At 62.0% G+C, this 17,076-nt stretch carries 19 protein-coding genes; 12 read left to right on the top strand and 7 right to left on the bottom strand.

From position 1 onward, the window contains the following. Positions 1-6: 6 nt before the first annotated feature. From AC1Z36_RS09065 to AC1Z36_RS09045, 5 genes are all read left to right on the top strand, one after another. Complete coding sequence (locus AC1Z36_RS09065; RefSeq protein ID WP_105657677.1) at positions 7-630, top strand: TetR/AcrR family transcriptional regulator; 624 nt, start codon at positions 7-9, stop codon at positions 628-630. 64 nt (positions 631-694) lie between these two features. After that, entirely contained in the window at positions 695-916 is a 222-nt protein-coding gene (locus AC1Z36_RS09060) for a DUF3107 domain-containing protein (protein ID WP_105657517.1), read from the top strand. A 121-nt stretch (positions 917-1,037) separates the two neighbouring features. After that, the gene (locus AC1Z36_RS09055) at positions 1,038-2,483 is read left to right on the top strand and encodes an RNB domain-containing ribonuclease (RefSeq protein ID WP_105661511.1); all 1,446 of its coding nucleotides are present in this window, start codon (positions 1,038-1,040) and stop codon (positions 2,481-2,483) included. A gap of 264 nt (positions 2,484-2,747) precedes the next feature. Next, entirely contained in the window at positions 2,748-4,373 is a 1,626-nt protein-coding gene (locus tag AC1Z36_RS09050; protein ID WP_105657519.1) for a DEAD/DEAH box helicase, read from the top strand. Positions 4,374-4,451: 78 nt separating this feature from the next. Continuing rightward, positions 4,452-5,336 (top strand): DNA-methyltransferase, encoded by an 885-nt coding sequence (locus AC1Z36_RS09045; protein WP_105657678.1) that lies wholly within the window; start codon positions 4,452-4,454, stop codon positions 5,334-5,336. Here the strand turns inward: AC1Z36_RS09045 and AC1Z36_RS09040 are convergent. Beyond that, positions 5,321-6,166, bottom strand: a complete 846-nt coding sequence (locus AC1Z36_RS09040) for a PHP domain-containing protein (protein ID WP_105661512.1) — start codon at positions 6,164-6,166, stop codon at positions 5,321-5,323. The genes AC1Z36_RS09045 and AC1Z36_RS09040 overlap by 16 nt on opposite strands. 65 nt (positions 6,167-6,231) lie before the next feature. On the opposite strand from AC1Z36_RS09040, the gene AC1Z36_RS09035 reads away from it, so the two are divergent. Then, a complete protein-coding gene (locus AC1Z36_RS09035) occupies positions 6,232-7,779 on the top strand; it encodes an aminopeptidase P family protein (protein ID WP_105661513.1) in 1,548 nt (515 codons plus the stop codon). An 86-nt stretch (positions 7,780-7,865) separates the two neighbouring features. Here AC1Z36_RS09035 and AC1Z36_RS09030 read toward each other — a convergent pair whose 3' ends face one another. Then, on the bottom strand, positions 7,866-8,723 hold the full coding sequence (locus tag AC1Z36_RS09030; protein WP_181148842.1) for a YflT domain-containing protein: 858 nt from the start codon (positions 8,721-8,723) through the stop codon (positions 7,866-7,868). 132 nt (positions 8,724-8,855) lie between these two features. Here AC1Z36_RS09030 and AC1Z36_RS09025 point away from each other — a divergent pair, with 132 nt between their 5' ends. From AC1Z36_RS09025 to AC1Z36_RS09015, 3 genes are read left to right on the top strand one after another with little or no spacing between them, the layout of a single operon-like run. Beyond that, complete coding sequence (locus AC1Z36_RS09025; RefSeq protein WP_105657522.1) at positions 8,856-10,106, top strand: magnesium transporter MgtE N-terminal domain-containing protein; 1,251 nt, start codon at positions 8,856-8,858, stop codon at positions 10,104-10,106. 42 nt (positions 10,107-10,148) lie between these two features. Then, on the top strand, positions 10,149-10,757 hold the full coding sequence (locus AC1Z36_RS09020) for a DUF1003 domain-containing protein (RefSeq protein WP_105657523.1): 609 nt from the start codon (positions 10,149-10,151) through the stop codon (positions 10,755-10,757). 3 nt (positions 10,758-10,760) lie between these two features. Next, the gene (locus AC1Z36_RS09015) at positions 10,761-11,864 is read left to right on the top strand and encodes an Mrp/NBP35 family ATP-binding protein (RefSeq protein ID WP_105661514.1); all 1,104 of its coding nucleotides are present in this window, start codon (positions 10,761-10,763) and stop codon (positions 11,862-11,864) included. A 12-nt stretch (positions 11,865-11,876) separates the two neighbouring features. On the opposite strand, the gene AC1Z36_RS09010 is transcribed toward AC1Z36_RS09015, so the two are convergent. Next, positions 11,877-12,281 (bottom strand): sec-independent translocase, encoded by a 405-nt coding sequence (locus tag AC1Z36_RS09010; RefSeq protein ID WP_105661515.1) that lies wholly within the window; start codon positions 12,279-12,281, stop codon positions 11,877-11,879. Positions 12,282-12,358: 77 nt separating this feature from the next. After that, the gene (gene sigE, locus AC1Z36_RS09005) at positions 12,359-12,976 is read right to left on the bottom strand and encodes an RNA polymerase sigma factor SigE (protein WP_105657526.1); all 618 of its coding nucleotides are present in this window, start codon (positions 12,974-12,976) and stop codon (positions 12,359-12,361) included. Between the two features lie 138 nt (positions 12,977-13,114). Between sigE and AC1Z36_RS09000 the strand changes: the two genes are divergently transcribed. Beyond that, complete coding sequence (locus AC1Z36_RS09000; protein ID WP_105657527.1) at positions 13,115-13,780, top strand: O-methyltransferase; 666 nt, start codon at positions 13,115-13,117, stop codon at positions 13,778-13,780. Positions 13,781-13,876: 96 nt separating this feature from the next. Here AC1Z36_RS09000 and AC1Z36_RS08995 read toward each other — a convergent pair whose 3' ends face one another. The 3 genes from AC1Z36_RS08995 to AC1Z36_RS08985 all read right to left on the bottom strand — a co-directional run bounded on the left by AC1Z36_RS08995 (position 13,877) and on the right by AC1Z36_RS08985 (position 15,301). Beyond that, complete coding sequence (locus AC1Z36_RS08995; protein WP_013349509.1) at positions 13,877-14,044, bottom strand: DUF3117 domain-containing protein; 168 nt, start codon at positions 14,042-14,044, stop codon at positions 13,877-13,879. Between the two features lie 123 nt (positions 14,045-14,167). Continuing rightward, positions 14,168-14,512, bottom strand: a complete 345-nt coding sequence (locus AC1Z36_RS08990) for a DivIVA domain-containing protein (protein ID WP_105657528.1) — start codon at positions 14,510-14,512, stop codon at positions 14,168-14,170. 3 nt (positions 14,513-14,515) lie between these two features. Beyond that, a complete protein-coding gene (locus tag AC1Z36_RS08985; protein ID WP_105661516.1) occupies positions 14,516-15,301 on the bottom strand; it encodes an LOG family protein in 786 nt (261 codons plus the stop codon). A 177-nt stretch (positions 15,302-15,478) separates the two neighbouring features. Between AC1Z36_RS08985 and AC1Z36_RS08980 the strand changes: the two genes are divergently transcribed. After that, a complete protein-coding gene (locus AC1Z36_RS08980) occupies positions 15,479-16,210 on the top strand; it encodes an amino acid ABC transporter ATP-binding protein (protein ID WP_181148852.1) in 732 nt (243 codons plus the stop codon). A gap of 31 nt (positions 16,211-16,241) precedes the next feature. Then, complete coding sequence (locus AC1Z36_RS08975) at positions 16,242-17,072, top strand: glutamate ABC transporter substrate-binding protein (RefSeq protein WP_105657531.1); 831 nt, start codon at positions 16,242-16,244, stop codon at positions 17,070-17,072. Positions 17,073-17,076: the final 4 nt, after the last annotated feature.

The following is a 17,076-nucleotide window of genomic DNA, read 5'->3' as shown; positions in this document are numbered from 1 at the left end:
TTCGACATGACGGAACTCGAAAATATCAAAGGCACCCGCCCGCAACGGATGCCCCGTGAAGCGCGTCGTCGCCAGCTGCTGCAGGCAGCGCACCAGGTTTTCGTGGCCCATGGGTACCATGGTGCGTCCATGGACGAAATCGCTGAAGTCGCCCTGGTTTCCAAACCGGTGCTCTACCAGCATTTCCCCGGCAAACGCGAACTCTACCTCGCCTTGCTGGATTCGCACCTGGCCGACTTCAGCCGTCAGCTGGATGAAGCGATCCGCTCCACCAGCGACAATCGCGAGCGCGTCTTCGCCACCATCAACACCTACTACAGCTACATCAAGGGCGAATCCCAGGCGTACCGCCTGATCTTCGAATCCGATGTGCTCTCGGACCCGCTGATCGCCCATCGCATCGAGCAGTTCAACAGTTCGCTGGCTTCCTCCATCGCCCGCGTCGTGGTCGAAGATACCGACATGAGCGAGGAGGAAGGCCTGCTGGCAGGCCGTGCCCTGGCAGGCCTCTCCCAGGTTTCGGCGCGTTACTGGGCCACCAGCAGCTCCTCGGTGGACCAGAATGCCGCCGTGGATCTCATCTCCCGTTTAGCTTGGCGCGGAATTTCGCAGTTCCCGAAAGAAAACTAGCTAAATTAGTGTTCAGAGGCCCCATACGGGACACCTATTTCGTTCGAGAGGATCTGCGACAATCATGGAAATCCGCATTGGCATTCAGAATGTAGCCCGCGAAGTTGTACTTGAATCCGAGCTCAGCAACGCCGAAGTCAATGAGCTGGTCTCGAAGGCGATCGCCGACGGCACCGTTCTGGCACTGAAGGATCCAAAGGGCCGCGAGGTCCTGGTGCCTGCTGCTGGCATCGCTTACGTTGAGGTTGGCCCGGAAGAAGTCCGCCGCGTCGGCTTCGCACAGTAGAGCTTGTTGCGCGCCGAGGCATCGCCTTGGCAGCTGGTGGCCGGTTTCGCTTAGAAGCGAAACCGGCTATTTCTTCGCCCAAATGGTGATTTGACTCACCGAGTCATGGTATTGCTAAGGGGTGACTGAACGAAGAATCCGCAGCCCCCGCCCGGTTCCCGCCAACTCGCTGGCCCAGCTACTGCTCGGCCTTGAAGCAGAGTTCGAGGTACCGGCACCCTTCGACGAGCAAACCCTGAAAGCCGCGGAACTGGCGGTAGCCCAGGTCCAGCACCCCGAAGAAGACGCCACCGGCATCCCGTTCTTCACCATTGACCCGCTCGGCGCCACCGATCTCGACCAGGCGATGTTCCTTGAACGAAACGGCCAGGGCTATACCGTGCACTATGCGATCGCGGACGTTCCCGCGTTCGTGACCTTGGGCAGCCAGCTGGACCAGGTGGCCCGCCAACGCGGTCAGACCTATTACCTGCCGCACCGCAAGATCACCTTGCACCCGCCCCTGATTTCCGAAGACCAGGGCTCGCTGCTGCCAGACCAGGACCGGCCGGCCTTCCACTGGAAAATTTCCCTGGATGCCGATGGCGCCCTGGGCGAGGTCCAGCTGAACCGCGCGCGCATCCGTTCCCGCGCCCAGCTCGACTACGCCTCCGCCCAGGCCCGGCTGGATTCGGGGGAACCCGATGAGCAGCTGGAATTGCTCGCCGAAATCGGTGCTGCGCGCCTGCTGCAGGAGCAACTGCGCGGCGGCGCCTCATTGAACCTGCCGGACCAGGAAATTGAAGAAGCAGGCGACGGCTACAAGCTGGTCAGCCGCACCCCGCTGCCCCTGGAAGGGCACAACGCGCAGATTTCCCTGCTCACCGGCATAGCCGCAGCCCGCATCATGCTCGAGGCCGGTGTGGGCATCCTGCGCACCATGCCCGCACCGGATGAAGCGGACCAGCAGGAATTCCGCACCCAGACCCAGTTGCTGGGCACGCCGTGGGACGCAACGCAAAGCTATGGGCAGTACCTGCATGCATTGGATGTCAGCGACCCGAAGCAACTGGTGATCATGCATCGTGCCGCTGCGCTGTTCCGCGGTGCGGACTATCGGGTCATAGCCGGGCAGCCCGAAGAGGAACTGATCCAAGCGGCACTGGCGGCACCCTACGCGCACACCACCGCGCCGCTGCGCCGGCTCGTGGACCGCTTCGTGCTGCTCACCTGCCACCTGCTTTCCACCGGCCAACCGATCCCCGAGCAGCTCGCCTCGGCCCTGGAAGAGCTGCCCGGGCTGATGCGTACCAGCAGCATTGCCGCCAACCGGGTGAACAATGCTGCCGTCGACCTGCTCGAAGCCTATGTGCTCAAAACACGTGTCGGGGGAGAATTCCAAGCCATCGTGCTGAAGTCAGCCGAGCAAAAGGAAGATGGAAAGATTCGTCCCGGAGTGCTGCAGCTGGCCGATGAACCGGTCACCGGAGAGTTTTCCGGTTCCGCCCAGCCGGGCGCCTTGGTGCGCGTAAAGCTGGTCCAAGCTGATCCCGTGGCCCGCAAGATCAGCTTCGAAATCGTGGCCTGAGACTCCTAAACCCGGGTTTCCGGGCAAAACCGGCTATGCTTGGCCTATTAGTAAATAGGATGCCCGATCGCAATGGGCTGATAGATGAAACAGTTTTATGGCGTCTTCCCAGCGGCCGCCATCCCGCAGGTGCTTGACCAAGCCACCTAACGTGAAAGTAGCGATCGGCTCCGCTGGATTCGTGCGGTATCCGCATGCTCCTGGCTTGTTGCAAGCCGGAATGGAGCAGGGACCGTGCCCACATGAAACGAGAACAAAGACATCGTGACTGACACGACGCTTTCGGCCCCAGTGGCCGAACCACAAGACAATGAGCCAACCATCGCAGAGCCGATCAAGCAGAGCTTTGCCGATTTGAAGGTTCGCGAAGACATCGTTGCTTCGCTTTCGGAAGCCGGGATCGAGTACCCGTTCCCCATCCAGGCCCTGACCCTGCCAGTTGCCCTGGGCGGCAACGACATCATCGGCCAGGCCAAGACCGGCACCGGCAAGACCCTGGGCTTTGGCATCCCTGCCCTGCAGCGCGTGATCCGCGAAGGCGACAAGGGCTACGGGGATCTTGAATTCCCCGGTGCCCCGCAGGCACTGATCGTGGCCCCGACCCGCGAGCTGGCCATCCAGGTCGGCGCCGACCTGGCCCAGGCATCGAAGCACTCGAACATCTCGATCACCACCATCTACGGCGGCCGTCCCTACGAAGAGCAGATCAATGCCCTGAAGGCCGGCACCGACGTGATTGTCGGCACCCCGGGCCGCTTGATCGACCTGAACCGCCAGCGCGTGCTGAACCTCAAGCAGGTTCGCACCGTGGTACTGGACGAGGCCGACGAGATGCTGGACCTGGGCTTCCTGCCCGATGTCGAGCGCATTCTGGCCGCCTTGCCGCCGGTACGCCAGGCGATGCTGTTCTCGGCCACCATGCCCGGCGCCGTGATCACCATGGCCCGCCGCTACATGACCCGTCCCACCCACATCCGCGCCCAGGATCCCGGTGATGATGACTCGCTGACCAAGCGCAACATCCGCCAGCTGGTCTACCGCGCGCACAACATGGACAAGGACGAGATGGTGGCCCGCCTGCTGCAGGCAGAAGGCCGCGGCAAAACCATCATCTTCACCCAGACCAAGCGCTCGGCTGCCAAGCTGTCCGATGAGCTGGTGGACCGCGGCTTCAACGCCGGTTCGCTGCACGGCGATCTGGGCCAGGGCGCCCGCGAGCAGGCCTTGAAGGCCTTCCGCGCCGGCAAGGTCGACATCCTGGTAGCTACCGATGTCGCGGCCCGCGGCATCGACGTGGATGACGTCACCCACGTGGTCAACCTGCAGTGCCCGGATGATGAGAACACCTATCTGCACCGCGTAGGCCGTACCGGTCGTGCCGGCAACACCGGTATTGCGGTCACCTTCGTGGATTGGGATTCGGTGCCCCGCTGGTCGCTGATCAACAAGGCGCTGGGCCTGAACGTTCCCGAGCCGGTAGAGACCTACTCGTCCTCGCCGCATTTCTTCGCCGACTTGGGAATCCCCAAGGGCACCAAGGGCCGCTTGCAGCGTGCCAAGAAGACCGCGGCAGCTGAGGGCGATGGCTCGCCACGCCGCGAGGATTCGGCGCGCACCCCGCGCCGCCGCAGCAATTCGCGTACCCGCACCCGCACCGTGAACGGCGAGCAGACCCAGCAGCGCGGTGCGCAGGACTCCGGCGCCGAACAGGAGGGCGCACGCCACGGCCACTCCAAGGGCAAACAGGACCGTCCGGCACGCGAAAACGAGCGCCACCGCGAAACCCATGCTTCCGGCGGGGAGCAGGAGGCGACCGAGGGCGCATCCGCTGCCCGCCGACGCCGTCCGCGCCGTCGCACCCGCAGCACCGAAGCAGGCGGCCAGGACTAATCCCCAGTCCAACCGGTCAGCCAACTTTTCCGAAAGGAACCCACACCAGCGGTGCTCGCTCTACCCGAAGAACCAGCTTTGCCCGACGCTGGAACGCAGGATGCCCCGGCGTCCGTCGTTCCAGCCTCGGGTAATACCGTGTATCACGGTGATAACCTCTCCATCCTTGGCACCCTGCCCGATCAAAGCTTCACCTTGATCTATGTGGACCCGCCGTTCAACACCGGGCGCAAGCAGACCCGTGCCCAGCGCACCATGGTTCGCGCTGCCGAAGGCGAAGGCGACCGCACCGGATTCAAGGGACGCGAGTACAACACCGAGCTGGGGATCGCCCGTTCGTATCACGATACCTTCGACGACTACCTCAGCTTCATCGAGCCGCGGCTACGCGAGGCCCACCGCCTGCTGGCCGAGGACGGCACGCTCTATGTGCACCTCGATTACCGCGAGGTGCACTACGTGAAGGTGCTGCTCGATGGGATTTTCGGCCGGGACTGCTTCCTGAACGAACTGATCTGGGCCTACGACTATGGTGCCCGCGCCAAGAGCCGCTGGCCGGCCAAGCACGACACCATCCTGGTCTACGTGAAGGATCCGAAGAAGTACCACTTCGATTCGGCCGAGGTGGACCGCGAGCCGTATATGGCTCCCGGCCTGGTCACCCCGGAGAAGCGCGCCCTGGGCAAGTTGCCGACCGATGTCTGGTGGCACACCATCGTCTCGCCGACCGGCAAGGAAAAGACCGGCTACCCGACGCAGAAGCCCGAAGGCGTGCTGCGCCGGATTGTGGCCGCGTCGTCGCGCCCCGGCGATTGGGTGCTGGACTTCTTTGCCGGCTCAGGCACCACCGGTGCGGTGTCCGCGAAGCTGGGACGCCAGTATGTGCTGATTGACCAGAACCCCGAGGCCATCGAGGTGATGAAGGCTCGTTTGCCTGGAAGCACCAGCTATATCGAGGCCTGAGTTCCGTTCCCCTGGGCAATAATCCTATGCAGCATTTCCGGCTCGGTGAGATTCTCGCCGAGCCGGTTCAGCTTTCCGGTGCCGTGGTAGTCGGAGGATCCGGTGACAATCAGATCGCGATCTGCGGCCAGCTGGAGCAACCAGGCCTTTCCCTCGGCGGTATTGTCCCGGTGGTGCACTTCGACCCCCGCTAGCCCGGCATCGATCATCTCGTAGAAGGTGGAATCGGGAACTACCCGTCCGCGTGCAGAGGCCTTGGGATGCGCGAACACCGGAACGCCACCGGCTTCCCGCACCAATTGCACCGCAGTGGCAGGATTCACCGCTGGATGCGAAACGTAGTAGCGCGAACGCGAGGAGAGGATGTTGGCGAACGCTTCATTGCGGTTATCCACCACCCCCGCGGTCACCAGCGCATCGGCAATATGCGGGCGGCCCACGGTTGAACCCGGCAGGCAATGCTCCCCCACCAGATCCCAGCTGATCGGATAGTCCTCGGCCAGCAGGTCGACAATGCGGCGGGCACGAACGATCCGCGAGTTCAGCGCAATATCCAGCTCATCGAGCAGCGGCTGGTAGGTGGGGTCATGCAGGTAGCTGAGCAGATGCACGCTGATGCCGTGGGTATCCTGGCAGGTGATCTCCATGCCCGGTATGAATCCCAGTCCCAGCTTCCCGGCTTGCGCCGCGGCTTCGGCCCAACCGGTGGTCTGGTCATGATCTGTCAACGCCACGACATCCAGGCCCGCAACCGAAGCGGCGCGCATGAGCTCGGCCGGAGTTTCAGTTCCGTCGGACACATTGGAGTGGGTGTGCAGGTCGATTCGCATATGCCTAGGTTATCCCCTGCGCTGATTCTTTGCTGGGATACAGCTGATGGTGACACACTTGGAACATGACCAATCAAGATTCATCTGCACCAAGCACTGATCAGCCGTTGGAAGACCGCGTGAACAACCGTTCCCAGCGTCCAACGTCCAAGGCATTCCAGGACTTCATGGCCTCCTCGTGGGCGCAAGACACTTCTGATCTGCCAGAACAAGATGCCGCTGCCAGCTACGCAGCCGCTCGCCGTGCCAAGCTCTCGGAGAATTTCCCCGGTGAGCGCATCGTCATTCCGGCAGGCCCGCTCAAGGTCCGCTCCAACGATACGGACTACCGTTTCCGCCCGCATTCGGCGTTCGCCCACCTGACCGGCCTGGGCGTCGACCACGAGCCCGACGCCGTACTGGTCATGGAACCGACCGATGACGGCGTGGGCGAGCACGGCTCCAACCACGTTTCCACCCTGCATTTCGCGCCGATGGCCGGCCGCGACACCACCGATTTCTATTTGAATTCGCGTTCCGGCGAATTCTGGGTGGGCCCGCGCCCAACCCTGTCCTCGCTGTCGGCGCGCACCGGGATGCCCACCGATTCGTTGGAACAGCTGGAAATCGCGATCACCAAGAATTCCGGCCCGCAGGCCCTGGGCGGCATCCGCATCCGTCTGGTGCGCGAGGTGGATCTGAACATCGAGGCGCTGGTGGATACCTCGCGCATCAACACCGGCCAGGACCTGGAAGCCAGCGATGCCCTGGATACCGAGCTGGCCGAGTTCGTTTCCGAGCTTCGCCTGGTCAAGGACGCGTACGAAATCGCCGAACTGCGCAAGTCGGTTGCCGCGACCATCAACGGCTTCGAAGACGTGGTGCGCAACCTGGACAAGGCCGTCGCGCACGAACGCGGCGAACGCGTTGTCGAAGGCGCGTTCTTCGCCCGCGCCCGGCTTGAAGGCAACGAGCTGGGCTACGACACCATCGCCGCCTCGGGCAACAACGCCACCATCTTGCACTGGATCCGCAACACCGGAACCGTCAAGCAGGGCGAGGTGCTGCTGCTGGATGCAGGTGTCGAGGCCGAATCCCTGTACACCGCAGACATCACCCGCTCGCTGCCGGTGTCCGGCAAGTACACCGAGGTGCAGCGCAAGGTCTACCAGGCCGTGCTGGATGCCGCCGATGCCGCCTTCGCTGCGGCCAAGCCGGGCCTGAAGTTCCGCGACCTGCATCTGGTGGCTACCCGCGTTTTGGCTGAGCGGCTCTCCGAGTGGGGCATCTTGCCGGTATCTGTGGAAGAAGCCATGGATCCAGAGGGGCAGCATCACCGCCGCTGGATGCCGCATGGCACCAGCCACCATCTCGGTCTGGACGTGCACGACTGCGCCCAGGCACGCGCCGAGCTGTACCTGGATGCCGAGCTGGAGGAGGGCATGGTCTTCACCATCGAGCCCGGACTCTACTTCAAGGACGAGGATCTGGCGATCCCCGAGGAGTACCGCGGCCTGGGCGTGCGCATCGAGGATGACATCCTGGTCACCGCCGATGGCGCCGAGAACTTGAGCGTTGCCCTGCCACGCAAGCCTGAGGAAGTTGAAGCGTGGATGGCTAAATTGCGCGGCTAATTCGTCCTGCAGCGTTAACCAGCGAAAGGCATGGGCGCAGTTACCGAGGTAACTGCGCCCATGCCTTTCTTTGGCCTAGCTGGTCCCTATGCTTCAGGATCCTTGCGAGGCGCTGGTTCCTGGACCGGGGCCTGAGGCTGCTGCGAAGTATCCACTCGCGGCTCTACCTGCGACAGGTCCTGCGTGTCCTTGGCCTCGGCGGCCGGTGCTTGCGCTTCGTCCTTGGCTGGCTGCTCGACCGGCGCAACTGGCGCAGCTGGCTTGGCTTCGTTGACGCGCACGCCATAGCGGGGACGCCCATCGGGCAGGTCGGGGAACTGCGAGCTGCGCTCTTCCTCGGAGGCCGGCTGCGCAGGCGTGGCCGGTACTGCGGCGGCTGCCTGGGCCGACGGTGCGGCAGCTGCGGCAGGCTGCTGCTGCGGGGCTTGGGCAACTGGTTGCGCAGGTGCCTGCTGCGGACGCATGGGCAGCTTGGAGGCCAGGATGCGGGCCGACTGCGCATGCTCGAAATCCACCACCACGTCAAAGCTGGTGGCCACGAACTGGCTGGAGGACGCGAAATCGCGCTTGCCGCGACGCGTCGAATAGCTGATCACGCCGGCGATCATCCAAATAGCCATGCCCAGGCCGATGGCGGAGAGAATCTGGTACAGCCCGTTGCCGCCACCGCCGAAGAGGGTCAGGAGCAGGCCGACAAACAGGCCCATCATGCCGCCCTGGGCCGCGCCAGCCAGCGCCACGCGCGGGTAGGAAAGTTTCGCGGTGACTCGCTCCACGGTGCGTACGTCATTGCCGACGATGCTTACCGCGGCGACCGGGAAATCATTATCGGCCAGGTAATCCACGAGCTTCTGCGCGTCGAGATAGCTGGTGTAACGTCCAAGCAGTTCTCCGCGCGGCAGGCCGCTGGTGCTAATCGAATTTACTCCATGAGGCGAGGTCATAACTATATTGTGCACAGGTTTACTGTGAGCCTGCCTAGTTGTGAAGCAACTATCGCTGAGGGTGAAAGAAACAGCACTGGCCCTGTGGCTTTGCACACCGGGAACGGGGCTGAAACGCGATAGTCTAGGAGGGTGAGCGCACAAGTGTCTAAAATCTTCGTCGCCCGGCTGCTCGGGCTTGATGTCTTTGACCCCTTGGGCGACCGCTTAGGCCGCTTGCGCGATGTCGTGGTGGTCTCCCGCGGCCCCAAGAAACCCGCCGCCTGCGTGGGCTTGGTCGTCGAGGTCCCCGGCAAACGGCGGGTGTTCGTTCCGATGACCCGCATCCAGTCTATGGAAGCCAACCAGGTGATCTGCAACGGCCTGGTGAACATGCGCCGCTTCCAGCAGCGCGGCCAGGAAATTCTGGTTGTCGCCGAAATGTTCGACCGCACCATCACCTTCGTTGATGGTTCCGGTCGCGGTGTCATCGAGGACATCGGTTTGGCGCAGACCCGTCGCGGGGACTGGGAAATCAACGAATACTATGTCCAGCGTGGAGAACCGACGGCCAATTTGCTGGGACTGCGTTCGCGCCGCCGCAACAAGGTGCTGGTCTCCTGGGACGAGGTCAGCCACGGTTCGAAGAATGAACCGCAGTCCGCTGACACCTTCGTGGCCGCCCACGATGAGATGAAGCCTGCCGACTTTGCTGACGCCCTGCATGAAATGAATGAGAAGCGCCGCCTGGAAATCGCGGCCCATCTGCAAGATGAGCGCCTGGCCGACGTGCTCCAGGAACTTCCGGACCGCGAGCAGGTGGAGATCCTTTCCGCCCTGGGCCTGGAACGTGCCGCGGACGTGCTTGAGGAAATGGACCCGGATGACGCGGCCGACCTTCTGGCTGAAGTCAGCGAAGAGACCAAGCACCAGCTGCTGGATCTGATGAACGAGGAAGAGGCCAAGGATGTCCGCCGCTTGCTCGCCTACCCGGAAGGTACCGCCGGGTCGATCATGACCCCGGTTCCGGTGATTCTCACCCCTGAATCCACGGTCGCTGAAGCCCTGGCTTCGGTGCGCCTGGAGGAATTGAGCCCGGCGCTTGCTTCGACCGTATATGTGGTGCGCCCGCCGCTGGAGACGCCCACGGGACGCTACCTGGGCCAAGTCCACATCCAGGCGCTGCTGCGTGCCGCTCCCCCGGAGCCGCTGGGCGATATCCTTGATACGGAGCTGGAGCCCATGTCGGATCTGGCCAATATCACCGAAGTGGTTCGCCATTTGGCCACCTACAACCTCACCAGCGTAGGCGTGACCAACAAGGAAGGCCGGCTTGTAGGGGCCATCACCGTGGATGACGTGCTGGACCACATCCTCCCGGATGACTGGCGTTCCCAAGACTAGCCAACGCCCCACCCACCCATCAGCAGCAAAGGAGTTCCAGCTATGGCTGAGCAGCGCAAGAGTAACGGCCTGGATACCCCGCTTGCAGCACGACAACGCTTCTGGCCCCGGTTCTCCCCGAACCCCGACCTCTTTGGTTCGGCCACGGAGAAGTTCGCCCGCTTCATGGGCACCCCGACCTTCCTGCTGTACATGACGGTGTTCTGCGCCTTCTGGCTGATCTGGAACTCGGTCGCCCCGATCAATTGGCGTTTTGACGATGCCACCATCGGCTTCACCGCGCTGACCTTGATGCTCTCCTTGCAGGCCTCCTACGCGGCTCCGCTGCTCCTGCTGGCGCAGAACCGCCAGGATGACCGCGACCGCGTCTCGCTGACCGAGGACCGCGCCCGTGCTGAACGCAATCTGTACGACACCGAGTACCTGACCCGCGAGCTGGCTTCCCTGCGCTTGGCACTGCGCGATGTTGCCACCCGCGACTACGTGCGTTCCGAACTGCGCAATGTGCTTGAAGAGCTGCTGGAAACCTCTGATGGCGAAGAGCTGCACCTGCGCGCGAAGAAAAAGGGCGGCAATAAGAATTCACACCCGCAAACCGGGATGATCGAAACCGTCAAGCCCCAGCAGGGCCAGCACCGGAAGAGCAAATAAGCATTGAGCACCACGCCAGAACTCCTAGCCGCCCTCGCAAAGGTCAACGACCCGGAGCTTCGCCGGCCGATCACCGAATTGGGCATGGTGGAATCAGCTGTCCTGGCCGATGGCACCGCCAAGGTCAAGATCTTGCTGACCATCGCCGGTTGCCCGATGCGCTCCACCATCGAGGAAGAGGCCACCGCGGCCCTGCTGACCGTAGCAGCGGTGCAGCGCGTTGAGGTGAGCCTGGGCGTCATGGATCCGCAGCAGCGCGCGGAGCTGCGCGAGTCACTGGCCAGCCGCCGCACCCCGTTCTCCGATCCTGCTTCCCTGACCCGGGTGATCGCTGTGGCCAGCGGCAAGGGCGGCGTGGGCAAGTCGTCGATTACCGCGAATCTGGCCTGCCAGCTAGCCTCCCAGGGCTTGAAGGTCGGCCTGATCGACGCCGATGTCCATGGTTTCTCCATTCCCTCGCTGATGGGTATTTCGCAGAACCCCACCCGGGTTGATGACATGATCCTGCCGCCGGTGGCGCACGGAGTGAAGGTCATTTCCATTGGCATGTTCCTGGATTCCAACCAGCCGGTGATCTGGCGCGGCCCGATGCTGCACCGGGCCCTGGAGCAGTTCCTCTCGGATGTCTACTTCGGGGACCTGGACTACTTGTTGCTGGACCTGCCGCCAGGCACCGGGGACATGGCCATCTCCGTGTCCCAGCTGCTGCCCAATAGCGAGCTGCTGGTGGTCACGACTCCGCAGTCCACGGCTACCGAGGTTGCCGAACGCGCCGGCACCATCGCCTTGCAGACCCATCAGAAGGTGATCGGGGTGGTTGAGAACATGAGCTTCCTGCAGCTGCCCGACGGGTCGCGCATGGAGGTCTTCGGTTCCGGTGGCGGTGCCAAGCTCAGCGAATCGCTGAGCCAGCAGCTGGGCTACCCTGTTGGGATGCTGGCCCAGATTCCGCTGGAAGAGTCCGTACGCGTGGGTTCGGATCAGGGCCAGCCGGTAGTGCTCAGCACCCCGGGGGCACCGGCCGCGGCAGCGATGCGTGAATTGGCCGGGAAATTGGAACAGCGACCGCGCGGGCTTGCCGGGCGATCGCTGCCGATGTCTTTCTGAGGACTTCTGGGCCTAGGTGGCTTCTGAGTCGAAGGGGGCCGATTCGTTGGCGCCCAGCTGCAGCTGCTGCGCGGTAGCCGAAGGGACCGCGGTGCGCACCGGTGCTGGGGCCACGGTCTTGGCTGGAGAACCCTTTGCGGCATTCACGGCGTCGTCGAATTCATCGACAAGCGCCTCCTTGATGATTCGACGTGGATCATACTGGCGCGGGTCCAGCTTCTTCCAGTCGATGTCGGCAACCTCGTCGCCTACTTCCTCGCGCAGCTGCTCCTTGGCGCCATTGGCCATGCGCCGCACTTCCTTGACCAGGTTCGCTAGCTTTTTGGCGTACTCAGGAAGCTTTTCGGGGCCCAGAATAACGACCGCCAGCACGGCGAGAACGATAAACTCGCCACCATTAATACCAAAAAGATCCACGTAAGAAGATTACCTTGTTCCAGTGCCACTAACGAAGTCACCGCGCCACGCCAACGGTGAACACGCGATGAACGGGGTTAGCTGGCGGCGCGCAAGCCTCGCGGGATGCGCGGCAACGACATGGTCTTTGCAGGGCGGTTGGCTGGATTGCGGTGAGCGAGCGCATCACGAAGCATGGCGCGGCCACGGTGGATGCGAGAACGCACGGTCCCGAGCTTGACATCCAGGATGCGTGAGACTTCCTCGTAGGAGAAGCCTTCCATATCGCACAGGACAATAGCGGCACGGAACTCCGGCGACAACGCACGCAGGGCTTCTTGCACGTCGACATCCAAGTTGTTGAATTCGAAATAGCGTTCCGGGGTTACCGCGGTACCGGGCATCCGGTCTTCGGATCCCTCGGCGAAACGGTCGAAGCGGATCTTGCTCTTGCGCCGAGCCTGGTCCAGGAACAGGTTGGTGGTAATGCGGTGCAGCCACCCGCCCATGGTTCCGGGGGTGTAATTTTCCAAGGCTTTGAATGCGCGAACGAATGCCTCCTGCGAGAGGTCCTCGGCATCTTGACGGTTACCAGTCAAACGGTAGGACAAACGGAAGACCCGTTGCCCATGTTCTTGGACCATCTGATCCCATGTCGGAGTCGTGGTTTCGGCAGTCACCGTAGAAGAAACTGTTTCACTTCGTGCATTGTTCACACTCCAAGTATGAAATGGGAAGCTGAGCTGAAGCTAAGAATACCCTGCGCGAGAACCTCCAAGTTCAACAACTTCAGGTAACGACGTAGGTACGATGGGAACTGGCCCCGCCAATTCAACCCTTGAGGACCTCCGCCGATGCCATCGATGAATCCAGAACTCTTCGCGAGCTGGACCTATACCCAGAACCACGTCAACGAACCAGAGCATGTCGCCCCGGTTCGCGAACGTGCGGAAGACCTGGGCGTGCGTTGCATCGATCAGGCCGGCCGCTCGATGCTGCAGATGCTCTGCACCCTGCGCCAGCCGCGCAATATCGTGGAGATCGGATCCGGTGTGGGTGTCGCATCGCTGGCGATGCTCGAGGTCATGGGCAACGCCATGACGTTGACCGCGATTGAATCGGATCTGGAGCACGCCAACGCGATGCGCCAGGGCCTGCGCGATTCAGGCATCCCGACGGCCCGCGCCCGCATTATCAACGAGCGCGCAGAGAACGTGCTCTCGCGCTTGGCCGACCACGCCTACGACCTGGTACTCATCGACGCCGGCGCTGAGCTGCTGCTCGAGTACGTGGCCGAGGCCAAGCGGCTGGTCGGAACCGGCGGAGTGATCATAGTGAACAACGCCTACGACGAGCACCGCCTAGCCAAGCCCGCGGTTCGCCGCCCCTCCACCGTCACGACCCGAGATGCGCTGCGCATGCTGCGCGAGGACCCGCGCTTGCAGACCCACCTGTTCCCTACCGAGCAGGGCCTGTTTGTGGCCACTGTCCTTCCCGCCAAGGCCGCGACCCGCCTCTAGCGGCTGATTTCGGGAAAAACAAAGGACCGACATTTCTGTCGGTCCTCGATTGCCGCACCAGCAACCCGTGCGGCCAAAGCTAGAACTTGGGCAAGCTTACTCAGTTACCTTGAGCAGGCACTCACGCAATTCGGTTGCCTCGTCGTTGTTCAACTCGACTACCAGTCGTCCGCCTCCGTCGATTGGCAGGCGCAAGATAAGGCTGCGGCCTTCCTTAGCGACTTCCATTGGTCCATCACCGGTGCGTGGCTTCATAGCAGCCATTAAGCTGTTCCCTTCGTCTGTGGCTAACGCATGCACTGGCGCTTGCCGTGCATACAACCGAATGCCTAGTCCATCCTCAGCAAGGATTCCCTGCTGAGTTGGGACACTTATCTTTTATTATTACTAATTTTCGCCCGTGTCGCTAATCACACGCCGTGACTCAAGGTCACGAACCGTATTCTCCAGCTCGGTAATTTCTGCCGCGAGGACATCGAGCACCTCATCCACCTGGTCGCAGCGGTAACCGCGCAAGCCCAAGGAGAAGCGAACTTTCTCCACATCTTCAGCGCGCGGATTCTTGGCCAGCAGCACCGGCGGCAACGAAGCCTGGTGCTCTACCAATCCCGTGATGGGCTCCCCAGTGGATTCGAAGTGGCGACCTGCCGGTACATTCTTCCGCTGGCTGGACAGCAGCAGCGCAACAGCACCCACCAGCAATACTGCGATGGCAACAAGGAGGAACGGCATCGCCTACTGCCCCTTCGCCAGGTCGCCGACCTTCAGGTTTTCTTTATGCGCACGCAGCACCAGATCCACCGCTTCATCAGGATCATCGGTGATAGTGAACAAGTCCAGATCACCGGGCGAAATGGTGCCTTCAGCAACGAGCGTCTTGGTCATCCAGTCCACCAGGCCGCCCCAGTATTCGGTGCCCACAAGCACAATCGGGAAGCTGGTGATCTTCTTGGTCTGGACCAAGGTCAATGCTTCGAACAGTTCGTCCAGGGTGCCAAAACCCCCGGGGAGCACGATGAAGCCCTGCGAGTACTTCACGAACATCGTCTTGCGCACGAAGAAGTAGCGGAAGTTCAGGCCCTTGTTGACCCAGGCATTCAGTCCGGTTTCAAAAGGCAGCTCAATGCCCAGGCCTACGGAAACGCCGTCCTTGTCAGCAGCTCCCTTGTTGGCCGCTTCCATGGCGCCGGGGCCGCCACCGGTGATGGTAGTGATGCCTTCCTCGGCCAAGCGGCTGCCGACACGCTGGGCCATCGCATAGTACGGGCTGCCTGGATCCGTGCGCGCGGAACCGAAAACCGCGATGGCAGGACCGGTGCCGGCCATATTTCCAAAGCCGGAGACGAATTCCGATTGGATTCGCAACACGCGCCACACGTCGCTATGCGTGACATCGACCTGCGGGCTTTCCAGAAGATGGTGGTCAAGCTGATCTTCCGGTTGCTTTCCTGGCCAGCTCGCTTCGATGTGGCGCTTTTGCCCGACCCGGGCATTTTCTTCACTCTTACGCTGATGAACCATAGCTTCACTCTATCGGTTACTCCTGCGCATCTTCGGATGTGACCTACCGCGGATTGGAGAACAGTTTGATAACAACTAGGTGTGACATGGTCGACGGGTCGCGTAGTCGCCGTCACATCAAGTAATGTCTACAACATGAAAAGCGATCATCAGGCTCAAGCTTCTTCTGAAGGCCCTATCGTCCAGCTGACTGGAGTCAATAAGCACTACGGTGCGCTGCATGTGCTCAACGGCATCAATCTCGAAGTGACCAAGGGCGAGGTCGTTGTGATCCTCGGCCCGTCGGGCTCGGGCAAGTCCACGCTGTGCCGCGCCATCAACCGACTGGAAACCATCGACGAAGGCACCATCAAGATTGATGGCAAGACCCTTCCCGAAGAGGGCAAGGCACTGGCCAATCTCCGGGCCGATGTCGGCATGGTCTTCCAGTCCTTCAACCTCTTTGCCCACAAGTCGATCTTGGAGAACGTGACCCTCGGTCCGATGAAGGTCAAGGGCATGAAGAAGGATGAGGCCAAGAAATTGGCGATGCAGCTGCTGGAGCGTGTGGGCGTGGCCAATCAGGCCGGCAAACTGCCCGCACAGCTTTCTGGCGGCCAGCAGCAGCGTGTGGCGATCGCCCGCGCACTGGCCATGAAGCCGAAGGTGATGCTTTTCGACGAGCCAACCAGTGCCCTGGACCCGGAAATGATCAACGAGGTCCTGGACACCATGGTGGGTCTTGCCAAGGAAGGCATGACCATGCTCGTGGTCACCCACGAGATGGGCTTCGCCCGCAAGGCGGCGGACCGCGTGATCTTCATGGCCGACGGCCAGATCGTCGAGCAGGCCACTCCTGAGGAATTCTTCACCAATCCCAAATCCGACCGTGCCAAGGATTTCCTTGGCAAGTTGATCACCAACCACTAATTTCATCATCACGCATCCAATAGGAGGAACAATGCGCAAGACTCGTTTCGGCACTGTAGCCGCAATGGCCGCCGTCGCAGCCCTGGCCCTGACTTCATGTGGCGGCTCCGGCGACAGCGAAGCCGACGGCGACAAGATCCGCATCGGCATCAAGTACGACCAGCCGGGACTCGGCTTCAAGGACGGCGATAACTACACCGGTTTCGACGTTGACGTCGCCAAGTACGTAGCCAGCGAACTGGGCTACACCGAGGACAAGATCGAATTCATTTCGGCACCGTCGGCCAACCGCGAGACCATGCTGCAGAACAACCAGGTTGACATGATCTTCGCAACCTACTCGATCACCGATGAGCGCAACAAGGTTGTCGACTTCGCTGGTCCATACTTTGTCGCCGGCCAGGACCTGCTGGTTCCATCCGACTCGGATATCGCCGGCCCAGAAGACCTCGATGGCAAGAACCTGTGCTCGGTCACCGGTTCCACCTCGGCCCAGAAGGTCAAGGACAACTACGCCCAGAACACCAACCTGCAGGAACTTCCGGGCTATGCAGAGTGCACCACCCAGATGAGTGGCGGCACCATTGACGCGGTTACCACCGATGACATCATCCTTGCCGGCCTGGCTGCGCAGCCTGCCTACAAGGGCAAGTTCAAGGTTGTCGGCGCGCCATTCACCGAAGAGAACTACGGCGTGGGCCTGCCTGATGGCACCGACAAGTGCGGCGACATCAATGCGGCAATCACCAAGATGATCGAGTCCGGCGAGTGGCAGAAGGCCCTGGACAAGAACACCGAAGGCACCGGTTACAAGCCGAACGCTGAAACCAACCCGCCAACCCTTTCGGATTCCTGCGCCTAGCAGC

It is taken from the genome of Glutamicibacter sp. BS14 (assembly GCF_056934375.1).
The sequence above is the reverse complement of the archived record's forward strand: the minus strand, read 5'-3'. Positions and strand labels throughout refer to the sequence as shown.